Origin of the sequence: Dokdonia pacifica, from assembly GCF_900188275.1 — a bacterium.
Classification (GTDB): Bacteria; Bacteroidota; Bacteroidia; order Flavobacteriales; family Flavobacteriaceae; genus Dokdonia; species Dokdonia pacifica.
Genome location: NZ_FZNY01000001.1, coordinates 1,493,814 through 1,511,224, shown reverse-complemented (window position 1 = coordinate 1,511,224; position 17,411 = coordinate 1,493,814). Strand labels below are relative to the sequence as shown.

General features: G+C 33.6%; 8 protein-coding genes. All 8 read left to right on the top strand.

Features of this window, described 5'->3' with window-relative positions; all coding sequences use genetic code 11:
• The first annotated feature begins 3 nt into the window (after window positions 1-3).
• Genes CHB80_RS06770 through CHB80_RS06735 form a run of 8 tightly spaced genes read left to right on the top strand, consistent with a single transcriptional unit; the run spans window position 4 to window position 17,401 of the window.
• Window positions 4-3,282 carry a baseplate J/gp47 family protein gene (locus CHB80_RS06770; RefSeq protein WP_089370634.1) on the top strand — a complete coding sequence of 1,093 codons (3,279 nt, stop codon included), beginning with the start codon at window positions 4-6 and terminating at the stop codon, window positions 3,280-3,282.
• Window positions 3,273-6,287 carry a DUF1508 domain-containing protein gene (locus CHB80_RS06765; RefSeq protein ID WP_089370633.1) on the top strand — a complete coding sequence of 1,005 codons (3,015 nt, stop codon included), beginning with the start codon at window positions 3,273-3,275 and terminating at the stop codon, window positions 6,285-6,287. Before CHB80_RS06770 ends, CHB80_RS06765 begins: the two co-directional genes overlap by 10 nt.
• Window positions 6,288-6,298: 11 nt before the next feature.
• Window positions 6,299-12,061, top strand: coding sequence for a PKD domain-containing protein (locus tag CHB80_RS06760; RefSeq protein WP_089370632.1), 5,763 nt, complete (start codon window positions 6,299-6,301; stop codon window positions 12,059-12,061).
• Complete coding sequence (locus CHB80_RS06755; protein WP_089370631.1) at window positions 12,061-13,995, top strand: contractile injection system tape measure protein; 1,935 nt, start codon at window positions 12,061-12,063, stop codon at window positions 13,993-13,995. Before CHB80_RS06760 ends, CHB80_RS06755 begins: the two co-directional genes overlap by 1 nt.
• Before the next feature lie 21 nt (window positions 13,996-14,016).
• Complete coding sequence (locus tag CHB80_RS06750) at window positions 14,017-15,978, top strand: eCIS core domain-containing protein (protein WP_089370630.1); 1,962 nt, start codon at window positions 14,017-14,019, stop codon at window positions 15,976-15,978.
• A 13-nt stretch (window positions 15,979-15,991) separates the two neighbouring features.
• The gene (locus tag CHB80_RS06745; RefSeq protein WP_218823077.1) at window positions 15,992-16,594 is read left to right on the top strand and encodes a hypothetical protein; all 603 of its coding nucleotides are present in this window, start codon (window positions 15,992-15,994) and stop codon (window positions 16,592-16,594) included.
• Window positions 16,595-16,616: 22 nt separating this feature from the next.
• Window positions 16,617-17,066, top strand: a complete 450-nt coding sequence (locus tag CHB80_RS06740; protein WP_089370628.1) for a hypothetical protein — start codon at window positions 16,617-16,619, stop codon at window positions 17,064-17,066.
• Between the two features lie 11 nt (window positions 17,067-17,077).
• Window positions 17,078-17,401: a hypothetical protein gene (locus CHB80_RS06735; RefSeq protein ID WP_089370627.1), complete on the top strand. Its 324-nt coding sequence runs from the start codon at window positions 17,078-17,080 to the stop codon at window positions 17,399-17,401.
• The last annotated feature ends 10 nt before the right edge of the window (window positions 17,402-17,411 follow it).

The following is a 17,411-nucleotide window of genomic DNA, read 5'->3' as shown; positions in this document are numbered from 1 at the left end:
ACAATGGGCAAGTGTAACGACATAGATAACGTATTAAAAAGAAATGGCACAGGTCAAGGTGAGCGATTTGTATCACAACTTGAGCCTTCTCATTTTGAACTGAACGATTTTGATATCGAAGATTGGTTACTGTTTACGTATAATTTTGCCAAACATGTCAATTATTTTGACACAGAAAATAGTGCTGCTATAAAAGGAGATTGGCAAGATTTTTTTAATTGTTTCGATTTTGAAGAAACCACCATTCCTTTTCGCGCAAGCAGAGCATACACACGACAAAAAGAACAGATTACAACTGCATTATCAAACTTCAAAGCGGCTGGTACATTAACGCCTCACCTTACCCTTTTTGTTTGTTTCTTACAGCTCTTAGAGCAATCCAAAAATAGATTTAATGGGCTCACCAAAAGGCATTTAGATTTCTATTACAAAAATATTTTACAGGTAGATAAACGTGCGGCAACACCAGATAATGTACACGTTATTTTTGAACTTGCTAAAAAAAGCACCGAAGAACAAATTGTTGTCACTACAGAATTAAATGGCAAACCAGATGCTAATGGTAATCCACGTATTTATACTACCGATGAGGAGCTTATAGCAAATCAAGCAAAAGTTGCTTCTTTAAAAACAGTGTATACAGATGTATCACTTCAAGAAATCAAAGCAAGTCCTAATGCAAAAACCTTAGATGGTTTTGAAGAGCCACTTCCTGAAGATGAGCCTTACTGGTTGCCTTTTGGATATACCTCTGAAGAAAAAAAGTATACGGAACTACCAGATGCCACTATTGGTTTTGCAGTGGCTTCTCCTCTACTCTTGTTACAGGAAGGAACAAGAACGGTACAAATCACTTTAAGTTTTGCACCAGAAACTATTGAAACTGGACATCGCCTTACTGATTTTAATACGGATATTCTAAAAAATGTGATCTCTATAAATGGTAGTGGTTCTGAAAAATGGGTGGATGGTATTGATCTTACAGAAGGAGAAGTTGAACAAGAAGTCATACAAGGAGAGACTATAGATCATCTTATACTTTCTTTTCAGTTAAATAAGGATATGCCAGCTATTATGCCTTATGATGATGTTTTTCTATTAGAAAAATACGACACTACATTTCCTGTCATTCGTTTTTTAATAGATACCTCAAAACAAGATGGCGTTTCTTTTCATCGTGCAACCTTAAACAGATCTCTAATAGCGATCAAGATATTTGTAGATGTTCAGGAAGCCTCAACGATTCATATAGAAAATGATAATGGGGTATTAAAAGCAAATAAGCCGTTCTTCCCATTTACGCCACAACCTATAAAAAATGCTAATTTTTATATTAATTATGAGGAAGCTTTCGCGAAAGCGTGGAATGAAATAACCGTTAATTTTTCTTGGAAGAATACACCCGAAAATGGATTTAATGATTGGTATGATGCTTACAAAAAAAATGCAATCCCTGGAGAAAGTGCAGAGGGTGTTATTGTAGAAAACGATGCGCATTTTACCGCTTTAAAAGAAATATTACATAAAGAAAATTGGATTCCTGATACTTCTGATACGCAAGTATTATTCACAAAAGAAGAAGATACTTCTGTTTACAATTGTGCTGTGCAAATAGGAAACACACAAGGTTTTGAGGTAGATAAAACGGGTCCTATACGCTTGCGCTTAAACACTTCTTTTTTACATGATTTGTTTCCTAAGTTGTATGCCTCATCATTAATAGGAAATACAACGAGTACTGTTGTATCTACAGAAGATAATACAACCATCACAACATCAACGACAGAAGGTAATATTCCTAATGCGCCTTATACACCTATTGCCGAAAACATTACTGTAAATTATAGTGCGGAAGAAACTAGAAGTATTCAATCACAAATAGTACCTATCAATGAGGTAACAACCGTACATCCTCTAAATACAAATGATGCACATACACAAGAACGTATTCAGCTGTTTCACATACATCCTTTTGGTCAATGTGAGGAGCATACATATTTAAAATTAAAAAGGTATCAAAAAGGAATAAGAGATGTTTATGACAAGTCTACTATTCATTCTTATTTAGTACCAAAATATTGTGATGGCGGAGAGTTATTTATTGGTCTTAAAGATGCACAAGCTCAACAAAATATAGCATTACTTGTTCAGGTATTGGAAGGGAGTGAAAATCCTCAGGTGACTTCTTTTGCTGAAAGAGAGGAAATACAATGGGCAGTATTATGCGATAATCAATGGAAGAGTCTTACTAATGATATTCTTTCCAATAGTACGGGTAATTTTTTAAGTTCTGGTATTGTAAAATTTGGACTTCCAAGACAAGCCACTCAAGATAACACACGTTTACCTGAGGGTTATATTTGGATACGTGCAAAAATGCATAGAGCCTATAATGCTATTTGTAAAGCAATTGATATTCATACACAGGCAGTACTTGCCACTTTTGAAGATCGCAATAATGAATTAGCACATCTTGATAAAGGATTAGCGGCTGAAACAATTAAAAAGTTAATTACTCGTATTCCTCAGGTAAAAGGGGTAAGTCAGCCATATACTTCTTTTAATGGGATTCCAGAAGAATCTGACACTCGATTCTATCGAAGAATTAGTGAGCGTCTAAGACACAAAAACAGAGCCATTACCTTATGGGATTATGAGCATTTAATTCTCCAAGAATTCCCAGAGGTATTTAAAGTAAAGTGTTTAAATCATACCTATATACAGGATGAAAATGATACTACTAAAGATAACTATATCGCTGCTGGACATGTAACCTTAGTAGTGATTCCTGATAGTGTCAATAAGAATGTGTTTGATATCTATCAGCCTCGCGTAAGTAAGGGGTTGATTAATAAAATTAAAGCTTTTATAAACCAACATAATACATCTCAAGTAACTGCCGATGTTATTAATCCTAGATATGAGGAGGTGGCTGTTACTTTAGAAGTTGAGTTCTTAAAGGGTTATGATGAGCGTTTTTATAGTAAGCAACTTGAAGAAGATATTATAAAATTTCTTTCGCCATGGGCTTTTGATACACATCAAGAAGTTGTCTTTGGAATTGATTTACACAGAAGTGTTTTAATTGATTATATCGAAAAACTCCCTTATGTAGATTATTTACAAAATGTAACTATACAAAAGGACACTGTTGTCATGGGGAACGTGGTAACACCCTCTAATCCTAGATCTATCTTGGTTTCTGCCAAATCACACAACATAAGCACTGTCTTGACTCCTTGTGGAGACAATAATGTACAAGAAAAACTAATATGTCAGTAACAAATACACATACCGCCATCCCAAAAAGCGTTGCCACAAATGACGACTTAGATTTTCATTATTTAAGAAAATTAGGGATCCAATATATTGAAGAGCTTGGAGGAAGCCTATGGACTGATTTTAATTCTCATGATCCTGGTATTACCATGCTTGAGATGTTATGCTATGCTATCACAGATTTAGGGATGCGTATTGATCTTCCTATTGAAAACTTATTAGCTTCAGATAAAGCTAATGAGCAATTATCTAATCAATTCTATAGAGCATCCGATATTTTCCCAACAAAAGCAATCACCGCAGTAGATTATAGAAAATTATTTATAGATATAGAAGGTGTTAGAAATTGTTGGTTACGCATTGCTAAAAGAACTGTATACGCCGATTGCAAAAATGATTGCTTATCATATACCGACACCATTTTTGAAGGGTTACCTATTGAGTTTCAAAGAGAATATGATTTAAAAGGGTTGTATACGCTTTTGGTTGATTTTGAAGATCTAGACGATACCCTTAGTGATGAAGAGAAAGAGGATAAAATTCAAGAAATAAAAGATACGATACTAGAAAAATATCATACTAATAGAAGTCTGTGTGAAGATCTTATAGAAATAAAAGAAGTTCCTGAAAAACCAATTTCTGTATGTGCAAGTGTTGAAGTAGAAACAGAAGCTGATGAAGAATTAATTCACGCTAAAATTTTAACAGCGATTACCAATTACTTTTCGACGACACTTCGTTTTTATTCTATAAAACAAATGCTGGATAAAGGATATACTCCTGATCAAATCTTTGATGGTCCTTTTTTATTAGATCATGGATTTATAGATCCTGAAGAATTAAAAGAGGCCGATCTCCGAAGTGAGGTTCGCTTATCTGATATCATGAAATTAATCATGAATATAGAAGGTGTTAAGCATATTAATGATATCTCTATAGGAAATTGTGGGTCTGGTGAAGAACAATTAAATGAATGGTTGATTTGCATCCCTGCAGATACAAAACCTATTTTGTGTAGTGATAGTGTTTTTAGTTACAACAAAGGAGTACTGCCATTAAACATTAATGAAACACAAGTTGACATTTATTTAGAGCAATTAAAAGAAGATGCTCAAATAGAAAATGAAGTTCCAGAAGATGAAAGAGATCTTACATTTCCTGAAAGCACATATCTCGCACCAGAAAGTTATACCACTATACAAAATGACTTCCCTGAAACCTATGGAATAGGGCAAGCAGGACTTTCTGCAATAGCAACAAACGAGAGAAAAGCGCAAGTAAAACAATTAAAAGGGTACCTCCTTTTCTTTGATAAAGTACTTGCCAGTTATTTTAAACATCTAGGTAATGTAAGAGAATTATTATCTATTAATGGGGGGCTTGACAAGACGTATTTCACGCAAGTGGTAGAAGATATTAAAGATTTTGAAGATCTCGTAAATGAGTATCCAATCATAAGTTCTGATGCAACTAATGAAGAGCTTACAAAAGTACTTTTTGGGCAACAAGATGATACCGTAGATCGTAGAAACAAAATTGTAGATCATTTGTTAGCACGCTTTGCCGAAAAATTTGGTGATTACACCTTTTTAATGAAAGCCTTGTTTGGCACAGCCACCAATGAGATTGTACTCACTAATAAAAAAGAATTTTTAAATGATTATATCGCTATAAGCTCAGAAAGAGGTAGTGCTTTTAATTATTACAAGCAACCAAAAAAGAAACTATGGAACACTGATAACATTTCAGGTTTTCAGAAAAGAGTTTCTCGTTTAGTTGGGATAAAAAACTATAATAGAAGAGTCCTAAGCTCTTCATTTGTGGATATCTATTCATTAGAAAATGCAGATCTGAAAACAGTTTTCAGATGGCGTATTAAAGACGAAAACAAAAATATAATTCTATCTGCGACTGAGGAATACAAAACTACTGCCGCTGCAAATAAAGAATTATATTTTGCTGTTCTACAAATTATACAGACTTCTGAAAAAGAAGTTCAAGAGGCTTGTGAAAATGGGATTGAAGATGAAACAACTATAGGGAATATACACATACATATATCTGATAGTGGCAAATACTCTTTTGATGTTGTTAATCTTGACCAACCTGAGAGCAGTAAAGATCATATTGTAGCAAAACAGTTTAAATATTATGATACTGCAGCAGCAATTAAAAAAGCCATTCTGGATATTATATCCTTTATGAAATTCAAGTTTACGGAAGAAGGTATTTTTCTTGTTGAACATATCTTATTACGACCTGAATTTCCAAAAGAAGAAGATGTTATAGAAGAAGGTGAAGTCTCAGAAGAAAGTGAAGTTGAGATTCCAGAAGAAGTTGAAGAAGTGAGTGAAGATCCAAAACCTCCCTTCCTTCCTATTTGTACAGATAATTGTGAAGATGATTGCGGCATTGATCCTTATTCATATCGTGTGAGTATTGTTATTCCTGGATATACCTATCGTTTTTCTAATCCTGATTTTAGAAACTATATGGAAAATATTATCAAGGAAGAGTTACCAGCGCATGTACTACCTAAAATTTGCTGGATAGGGCATCGTGACAGTGATTTAGATAATATCAAAGAACAGTATCTACAACAACTAAAAAACGAAGAGGTTTCTACTATAAAACAACTTGATGATCAAATAGTAGCGTTGCAAAACAAAATGCCTCCACCAGAAGATTTAGAAGCACAGATAGCGGCTTTAGAAGCACAAAAAATACAAGTGCCTATTCTCATTGAAGAAAGAAGATTAGAATACCTAGACAGTATTAAAGATCAGACCAATGATCTTGTAGAATTTGAAAAAAAATATAAAGCATACCTATTTGCAAAAACATCATTACGAGATAAACAACCTCTAGATGAGTTAAAAGGATTACTAAAAGCATTAGGAGATTTAAATACCATTTATCCTGTAGGACGTCTGCTAGACTGCGATGATGAAAGCGATGAATTAGAGGGTAAAATCATATTAGGACAAACGAATATAGGAACACTATAAAAAATATTAGGATGAACACAAAGCTAACTACCATAACGACACAGTATAGTAAATTTAGTGATAATCAAGTCCTGACAAAAGGGCAACTAAATCAATTTTTAGAATATTTTGAAGACCAAGATCACTTATCTAGGATAAGTTTAAGTGGCGTTGGAATTGTATGTGGTTTTGACATTACATATAATGGCTCTAAAAAAGAAATCTATATTACCAAAGGGTACGGCGTTACTACTGATGGTGATCTATTAGCACTTGTAGAACCTAAAAAACCTATTGAAGGGCAAGTGATATCTCCTGGTTTCCAACTTGTGCAAAATGCTTTCAAAACATATACACATTTCAGATCTTTTGATGATAGTAATGCGTTATATGCCCCTTTCATTAAAGAAGAAACTCAAATAGAACTTTTAGAGATTTTTCCAGAGGAGGATATAGATACTACGAATACTACATATACAAACTTAAATACTTTATCTAATGCCGAATTAAACGATAAAGTTGTCCTGCTATATTTAGAAAATTATCCTAAAAAAGGTGACTTATGTACTGCCTTAGATTGTGACAATCAAGGGATAGAACAAATAGCTAGATTACGCGTATTATTAGTATCTACTGATGACGCAAAATCAATTGCAGGACAAGATCCTATTTATAATGAACACGACTGGTATGAATACTATCTCGCTTTACCAGAAATAGCAGTGCGACGAGATATTCTTACGGATGAAAACACAAAAGAGTTTATCCGTTTAAAACAAAACTATTATAAACTCATCAAGGACAATGATACATTAGCTGATCTAAGTATTGGATTAGATGCTATTCTACAAAAATTTGGAAATAATACCATCTCATCCGATATCTCAGCTCTTTTTGATATAAGCCCTTCTGCTGTTCCTATTGACTTTCAATACAGATATGATGTATTAAAAGACTTAGTAGACACATACACAGAAATTAAAAACTTACTATTACATCTTAATGTGCACTGTTGTCCTTCTATTGGATCATTCCCAAAACACTTGTTATTAGGAAGACTAGTAGAAACCCAAACACATTATAAATCATTAAGACACCGCTTTTATAAATCTCCTATTATAGGTCACGAAGATACTAACCTTAAAAAGGTAAAAAGTTTATTAAACAGAGTACAACTTATTATAAAGAATTATTTAGAAACAGAAAAAGGGGAAGAAATAAAAATAACTCCTTCACGACTTCGAGGGCTTTTAAGTCATAAAACTATTCCATTTTACTATAATGTAACCAATGCATTTTTAAATAATTGGAGTTATGAAAAATATCAAAATTTCACTCAAACTTCAAACTTAAGTTATCATACTGCAAATCTTTCTACATCTCCTGTTGTCCGGAAACCACTTCTCCATGCAATAGACAATTATAACTTTTTGAGAATTGAAGGAATACAGGGGAAATCGTACAGAGACGCTTTAGATCAAGTTCTAATCTTAAAAAAAGAATATGGTTTAAATTTTGACGTAAAAGTCTTATCTGTAAATCCAACCATAGAAGATATTGATTTAGGAGAATATCGTTGTGAGTTTGAAGATCTCAATGTACTGCTTAAAGCATGGACAACAGAACAAGAATGTATACTAGCATCTATGGCTAACTTCTTTTCTGGGTTTACTACTGATAAAGTAGGAGATAACATACGGAAAATTGATTATACTCAAATCAAACAAGTCCCAAATGCTAATATTGAAATTAACCCTGACATCACCGCAGATGTACTTCCTAAAGGTAAGGTTAGCGTAGATTTTAATATTGATAAGCAGCCTATTTTATCGCGAAAAGACCAACTCCTTTTTGGAAAACAAACACGCAAACCTTATCAAAAAAATGTCATTGACGAAAGTATTATTGCAGAAGAAAAAACCATAGGACGTTATATGAAAGAGGCCTTTGAAGAAAACAAAAAAGGCTCTGCAAATGACATTAAAAATGCAGCAAAGTCAAAAATAGATGCATTGCTATCTACAGATGAATGGAATGCAAAACCAAACGTCCGTGACTTTATATACAATGATGTTATTGACCTGTTATCTGTAACGTATATTCTTTCTGAAAGAATACCGCAATCTATTTCTGAGATTGACACAGGTAATATTGATACCTATGAATTAACATTGGATGAGGTATGTCAACTTGTAAAACGTTTTAAGGTTACTTATCAAACCTTAGATTTAGAAGATACACTAAAAGATATTTTAGGACTTCTAATAAATCAACTTTCATTCGTGTGTTGTTCAGGAGAAAAATTAGCGATCCTTCTTGATGAAATAGAACAAAGAAAAGAAGAAATTTTAACGCAACTACAACTCTCTGAGTTTGTAAAAAAACATCCAGGGCTTAGACATTATGGAGGTGTACCAGAAGGGGGAACTTTTGTAATGGCATATTTAACAGGAAATGCAGAAGATAATGTAGCCTATGAACCTGTACGGTTGGAATTAGAATTCTTAGAACAACCAAAAGTGGACGAGGTCATTATCAACAGTCCTTTTCCTGACATTATAATTGATAAAAATAGTGATGATCGTATTATAAATAAGCGCCTTAAAACTCCATTTGATACGAATGGAGGTATTATCAAACTTTGGGACGATAGAATAAGCACACGATTTATATTTCTTGAAGAAATAACAAAAGTAACTCCAGTGCCTAGAAATGAGATTGTCATGATTGGGGATAGCATTGAAGAAACGGTCTATAATCTTGCAGAATTCTTCAACAACATATGGCGAGTAGCTGGCTTATCTAAAAAATGTAAAGCGATTCCTAAAGAAAATAGACTCTATATAGAGCTACTAGATCAAAATATTAGAAAAGAAGAGAATTTTATTCAATTCTTAAATCCCGCAATTATCAATACGAATGAAAGAATCTTTTTTGATGAAAACGAGATCATCACAAGAAACTTAACAACAAGAAATACAGTTATTGCTGATTTTGCATTACCGTATATGTGCTGTTCTGATTGTGCACCAGTGAATTTCATTATACCTAAAGAACCCGTTTCTTTAAGTCTCCCAACATCTTTTATCTGTTTAGACGATAGCACAACTCCTATTCCATTTACAGTTTCACCTCCAGATGGTGAAGTAAAAGCTGTTGTAGAAGGTGACATATCTGGAGGCGTTATCCAAAACGATGATGGCACCTATGCATTTGACGCTAATCAAATTCACTCTAGTTTAATTGGAACAGCCATTAGATTTACTGTAAATGACGAAGAAACTACAGCTGTTATTACTGTATATGAAAACCCACAACCTGTGGTTATCGTTTTAGAAGATGACTTCGTGTATAATGACGATAGAACTCGAGTAGAGGCATTTTTTGAAGTATCCGGAACGGGAATCAATACAACAAGTGTATTTGCTTGGAATTTTGGAGATAACACTCCTATTTCTTCAGTGAGACCAGGTTCTGATGGTATCGTAAGTCATATATATACATTACCGATTGCACCAGACAATACAGTATCTCCAACCTTAACTGTTACCAATGAGCTTTGTGCAAATGATGCAGATATAAATGATATTACATTCTTAGATCCTATTACAAGTTTAATTTTAGACGATTCAAATCCTTGTGTAGATCCAGAAAGTGATCAAGAAGAAGAAATATCATTTAATGTACAACCTCAAAATGCAGTAGTAACTGTAAATGGAGAAATAGAAGGAATACGTATTGATGGAAATAGTATATTAATAAATCCTCAAGAATTTACTGCATATGATACTGCAATTACATTTTCAGTAAATGACGAAGCTCAAACCACTCCTGAACTAGTGGTTACAAACAAAAATAACTTTGCAGATTTCACTTGTACTCCAGAAAACCCAACGGTGGCAGAAGGAACACCAAGTGTTTCTATTTCGTTTGTAGTTACAGGTCTAACAGATGAGCAGAAAGAAGATTTAGGGTTCAATTGGGATTTTGGAGATGGAGGAGTTTCTAGTGAAATTGATTTTACACATGAATATAACACTGCAAATTTAGAACCTGGCACGCATCCTTTTACAGTAGTGCTTTCCATAGAAGGAGGACCATGTAGTTTTGTGCAAATAACAAAAGAAATACAGATTACGATTACAGATGTAGACCATACACTTCAACTAGATCGAAATGAAGTATGTCTCGATCCAGAAGTAGGATTTATAGATGTAGGCTTTCAAGTAATTCCTCTTGCGCCTATGACTGTTGAAGGTGACATCCCAGGAATTGAGGTATTAACAGATACTATAAACATACAACATAACCTATTTGATGCCTATGGGCAAGATATACGATTTGTTATAGATGGTGAAGTCATAGAATCTGAGGTGCTTGTTGTAAGAGAACGACCTACCAATGCTGCTATAAATTGGTCACCAAACACTATTTCTGTAGAAAGAGGTACTACAACTGTTGAAGTTAATTTTTCTATAGACGGATTAACACCACAACAAGAAACTGAAGTAACCGCTGCTTGGGATTTTGGAGATGAAAACACCTCAATAGACCTAAATCCTTTACATAATTTTACAATACCAGCTAATCCAACTGGCCCGGTTTCTTTTGATATATCATTAATGCTGAATACTTCTTCTTGTGATCCTGTAGAGGTTACTACCCGAACGGTAACTATAGAAATTACAGAGCCAGATATTGAGTTTAATTTAAATGATAATGCCGTTTGTTTTGAAGAAGGAGGAAATGAGGTTGTAACTCAATATAATCTTTCTCCTGACACAACTATAGATGTACAAGGTAATAGTACTGGAATTTCAATTAATAGATCAACACGTACAATACGACTTACTTCAGCTTTCAATAGGTTTAATGAAACGATACGTTTTATTATAAATGGAGAGGTAAATACTTCAGAAACATTAATTGTTAGGAGAGAACTTGTGAATTTTGGTATAGACTGGTCTCCTAAAAATATTCAGTTAGTAGACGGACAAACTGAAATTACAATCACATTTACCGCAGTAAACTATGATGCTACTTTATATCCTGGTACAAATGTAGGATGGGAATTTGAAGGAGGAGAAAAAGGTAATGGACAAGGTGCTGAAGTAACATTTCAATTACCAACAGATAATCCTCAAGAACTTATTGATTTTTCTACAAATGGGATATTAATAATCTCTGGAGGTCTCTGTGATAATTTTATATCAGATAATACAGAAATCACGGTAACTTTCAATAATGAAGAACCAAAAAATTGTAATGAAAGAGTAGCTAATTCAATTTCAGATGATTATGACACCATAAAAAATGATCCTTCTTCAGAGAATCCTAATCATATCGTTAATGTAACAAAGGCATTATATGAAAGGGTCATGAATGATATTAATCTATATATAAATGGAGATAGAAATGACAAATTGAATGAGGCATTTTCACAGCACATTACGTTTACTTCTAATGGGCTATTACAAGAAGAAGCTGGCTCAGAGATATTTATATTTGCATCAAAGTACTTACGAGTACAAATTAGACTCCTAATACATATTCTCCATTGCCAAGATGATTTAAACGATCAAGATATAGCAAATCTAGATCCAGTTATGGATGTTGTTAAAACTGCACTAGGTTCACTTTCAAATACGGAATTTGATATAGGGGATCCTGATCCAAAAAAATTAGAAGGAACTTTAAGAGAATTCTTAATGCAATGTCTTAATAGTGATACGCTACCTAACTATACAAGAGTACGTATACAAGACTTTATAGACCTAATTGCACCTATATCATAATGATACTAGAACAAGAACATATCATAAACAAGGTTTTCCTTGAGATTGAGACCAACAGCACAACTGTAGCGTATGATCTCAAGGATCGCCTTGGAATGTTCTTAAAGGAAGATATTCTTCCCTATCTAGAAAATTATTTTAAAAGTATAGAGCAAAAACTTCCATCAGAAATTGTACAAATACCACAATTAAGACTGGATATCAAAGCGACAAATCACAATGATTTTAAAACTTTAAAAACAGATACAAAAGAAAAATTAGTTCAAAAAATTGATGCCATTTTAAAAGCACCTTCAAAAGCTACAGAAGAAGTACTGCTTATAAATACCCAAGAACACCATCAACGATCGTTACTTTTTTTTATTGAAAACGGATATACACCTTGGTGGAAATCTACAGGAGATTCATTGCAATTTACACATCAGGAAATTACAGAGATTGCTGCAAGTAGTTCTTTTGCAAACCAATACAAGAATTTACTTCACAAACCTATTTGTAAAAAACGCTCTATTCAACAGTTTACAGACCCAGAGTTACAAACAATACTGAAAGCTACCTTTAAAAACAGTGCTCAAACTAAAGTCCTACATGATGACATCATAAAGTCGTTCAGTTCTTTAAGCGAAATAGCTAGAGATTATATGTGGAGTGAACTCATCACTTATTTACAATCAAAAAATCTCACTGTTTTTATAGAAACGATTTCTTCGGTTGTTATAAAAAATACAGCGATTCAGGATAAAGATGTATACGCTTTCGCGAAAGCGGTCTTAGCCATGATACAACAGGCATTTAAAATTTCAAAACCTGATACCCTTACGATCTTACAAAGTGACGTAAAAAACACCTCTGAAACACACATATCACGAGTAGCACATCTCATACACACTTACAATGAGATAGGTCTTTCTGGGGAAGCATCAATAGTGTTACAACCAGTATTACAATTACAAAAATCGAACACTATAAAACCGAAAGAAATAGAAGAAAACACTGCAAATACTAATGAAAAATTTCCAAATGATAACGTCTTAACCAACCTCATAAAAGATAATGAACAAGTAATGTTTAAAGAAAATATAACTATTCAAAATGAGGCAGACAAAGAAGCATCATCAGAAGAAAATGATCTCAAATCACAAAAAGAAACACAGAGTATTACAGATATAAATGCAGATGTAGATGTAGACAATAAACCCAAAAAAGCATCACAACAAATCAATAAAACAGAAGACAATACAATAGCTGATTCTACACATATTTCAGGAGATAAAAAACGATTTGATAATCATCTTCAAAAAGAAGTATCAGAAAACAAAAACGAAGATGACAAAGAAATTACATCACTACCTCAAAAAGAAAACAAAAGCGAGTCCCTTACTATAGATACTTACATAAAAGAAATCACAACACAACGAGAAGAACTCGTATTTACAAATACAGGGACATACTATGTGCCTAATGCTGGGCTTATCATTTTACACCCTTATTTAAAACATTTTTTTAGGAATTGTGAAATCACAAATGACAATAATGAAATTATAAATAAGGAGTTAGCAATTCATGCATTACACTATCTAGCAACAAAAAAAGAGCAGCAATTAGAAAGTCAGATGCTATTTGAAAAATTTCTATGCGGTGTTCCTGTGAAAACACCCATTAGAAGACACATCCAATTATCAGATACTATTAAAGAGCAAGCAGAAGAATTGTTGACATCTGTGATTGAAAATTGGGGAGTACTTCATAATGCATCTACAGATTTATTACGTCACGAATTTTTACAAAGACAAGGTAAATTAAGTTTTAAAGAAGACAATCCTAAGATTGTTATAGAACGAAAAACACAAGACATTTTAGTAGATAAACTTCCATGGGGAATAGGCATTTGTAGATTCCCATGGCTTGATCATATGATATTTACTAATTGGTAATAAAAATATAAAACGCGGATTATGAGAAGGAGGCAATCAAAACTTCCACCAAACCAAGTTCTGGGTGGAGATTCATTTTTTAAACCAAAAGTCCAACCAAAATTGGCTATGGGAAGTCCTGGTGATAAGTATGAAGTAGAAGCAGATCATATGGCAGACAAAGTTGTCAATAAAACAGGATCTGGTGAGGCTGTACAAAAAATGGAAGGAGAAGAAGAAGTACAACAAAAACCACTTGCCGAAAGTGTGACTCCTTTAGTACAAAAAATGGAAGCTTCAGAAGAAGAAGCGCCTGTCCAGAAAATGGAGGAGGAAGAATCTGTGCAGATGATGGAAGAAGAAGAACCCGTTCAAAAAATGGAGGAGGAAGAACCTGTACAGATGATGGAAGAAGAAGAACCTGTACAGAAAATGGAGGAAGAGGAGCCTGTACAGATGATGGAAGAAGAAGAACCCGTACAGAAAATGGAGGAAGAGGAACCTGTTCAAAAAATGGAAGAAGAAGAACCCGTTCAAGCCATGGAGGAGGAAGAAGCTGTGCAAACAAAATGTGCAGAATGTGGACAAGAAAAAGAATCTGTACAAGCAAAATGTAGTGAGTGCGAAAAAAAGAAAATGTCAAAAAATGAAAATGAGGAATCTCCATTACAAAAAAGCAAATCCCAAAATTCCACACATTCAAAATTAGAAAGTTCCTTAAGAAAAGGAAGAGGTGGAAGAAAAATGGATCCTAGCACTTTATCTTCAATGGAATCAGGTTTCAATGCTGATTTTGGACATGTTAAAATTCATACAGATAGTGAATCTGTTCAAATGAATAAAGAAATAGGAGCACAAGCCTTTACGCATGGCAATGATATTTATTTCAATGAGGGAAAGTATAACCCAAATTCTAAAGACGGGAAGCATCTATTAGCTCATGAATTAACTCATACGATTCAGCAAAAAGGAATGGTTCAGAAAAAGGTCCAACTAAAAATAGGTGATGGCCATGATTTCCCTCCTGCTAGCCGATTTTCTAAAAATAAAGCTTTAGAAGCTACTTTTGATAATCACAGAACTATAACTAATGGAAACAAAGGAACCCATGTAAGAAGAATTCAAGAGGTATTAATAAAATTAGGGTATCCTTTACCTAATTTTGGGGTAGATGGTGATTTTGGATCAGAAACAAATAGAGCCGTTAGAGCATTTCAAACCGATGTAGGAATAACAGTAGATGGCATTGTAGGAACCAATACCATAGATTTTTTAGATAAAAGAGACCGAGGAGCAGAAGTAAATCCTCCTATAAGACCTGTAATTGCAAATGCTCCATTTAATGTGGCAAATGCAATTGTTCAACCTGGAGCCGTTCCTTCAATTCCTTTAGGAGCATGTGATTATGGGCTCACATTTCCAGAAAATGTTCAAGTAAGAGTAGATGTCATAAATACGGGTGCAACTTGGCAACCTATATTGTCTGAAGTAGTAGGTAATTACTCTTTACAACAAAGAATATTACCTAGTCAAACAGAAGTTACGGGACCTGGAGGGAATACAACAGCTGCAAACTATTGCGCTCAAATCACAGAATTAAATAGTTTAGGAAATTGTCCTCCTACAGCACAATGGTATATGCAAGAAGCAGTACTAGCACATGAGCGCGTTCATGCTACACGATTTAGAAATGCGCTTATAGACCCTTCTGTAATCACACCGTTAGAAACAGCCATAGAAGCTATAAATATCCCCGCATCCTTATTGGTAAATAACCCAACTATAGCAGAACTTTTTATAAGGTTTGACCCAAGATTTATCGCTGCTCTTAGAACTGCTCAAGCAAACTGGCTTACTCAAATCTTAGTTTTAGTTGCTAATGATCATAATGCAGGTGGAGCAACCGATACTGCCGAACACGCAATTGTTGACCCAATGGTAAGAAGAATTTGTAGACATGCTAGAAGAAATAGATGGCCATCTTGTCCTCCAGTGTGTCCATAATAACCAATATAGTATGAAAAGTAAGAGCCTATTTTTTATTACAATAATAACAATCGTTTTGTCAAATTGTAATCATAAAAACAAAACAAAAATGGAAGAAAACAAAACAACATATAAATTCGTAAATCATTCAGAATCCTCACCATTATCTGAACTCAAATCAATTGATGTTATCGCAATTATAGATTCTACAGAGATTGGTAATATTGAAGTAAAGCTTACAAACAATCATAGTAATTCAATATCATTAAATAACCCCATCTATTTTTTAACATATCAGCTATATGATAGAAAAGGGAAATTAATCCCAAGTATAAATAAACCTCCCATCCCATTAATTAATAATAAGGAAACACTCGATCCTAAAGAGGATTGGAATTTTGAAATATCTGGTATAAAAAACCATCAAGATTGGTTACCTGAAATAGAAGAAGTAAATAAACCAGTAATTACACTATTACCAGAAAAGTCATATACCTATAGATTAAAATTAAAAGAAGCAATTAATAATCAAAACAAGCCATATACTCTTAAAATGAGCTTGTCACTGATATCTCCCACATCAGAAGAAGGTTCAACTAGTAATGTCACATTACACACAGAAATACAATTATAAAATCATAGAAACCACAAAACTCATGAAAACACTAAAAATTTACTTCATCGCATTTGTTACCACCATATCAATAACCAGCTGTGGAAGCTCTTTGTATGATCATTTTACATACACAGAAACTATAGACACCAAACTTCAGGCATTAAGCCTTATGGATAAATCTGATGATGCCTTTTCTTCACATGAAAATGAGGTGATCGCTTTAAAAAATCAATTAGAAAAAATGCTCACTTATGAGAAAGGCAAAGGCAAGAATGAGATCACTACCAAAATGTGGGAGGTTCTTAATAATGACAATAAATTAATAAAAAGTTACCTAGCACTATGGGAGCAAAAAGGAAGTCTTAATGTTGCTTTTATTCAAGAAGCCAAACCACAAATTGAAGAAGCTTTTAATATCCTGATTCAATACGAAGAAAAAAAGGACAAAACCAATGAAAATGCAGTTGTAAACTTTATAAGTAACCTATAAAAAATAAGATTATGAATTTCGAAGAACTTTTTAACGATTTAAAAGAAGAGATTATCACAGAGGCCAAAGAAAAATTTGGCGAGCAAGGCAAGGATATTATTGCAGATATGGAAGAGTATTTAACCCATTCTAAAGAAAAACTCAAGAAATGGACACTCTTATTTGCAGAAGGCAAAATTGATAAAGAAGAACTCGCATGGTTATTACAAAGCCAAAAAGACCTTTTGATATTAAAAACACTTCAAAATGCAGGAATTAGCAGAATTAGTATTGGTCATTTCAAAAACAGAGTGATTGATAGTGTTTTCTCAAAGATTTTGGAGTTAGCCGTTTAATAAAATGAAC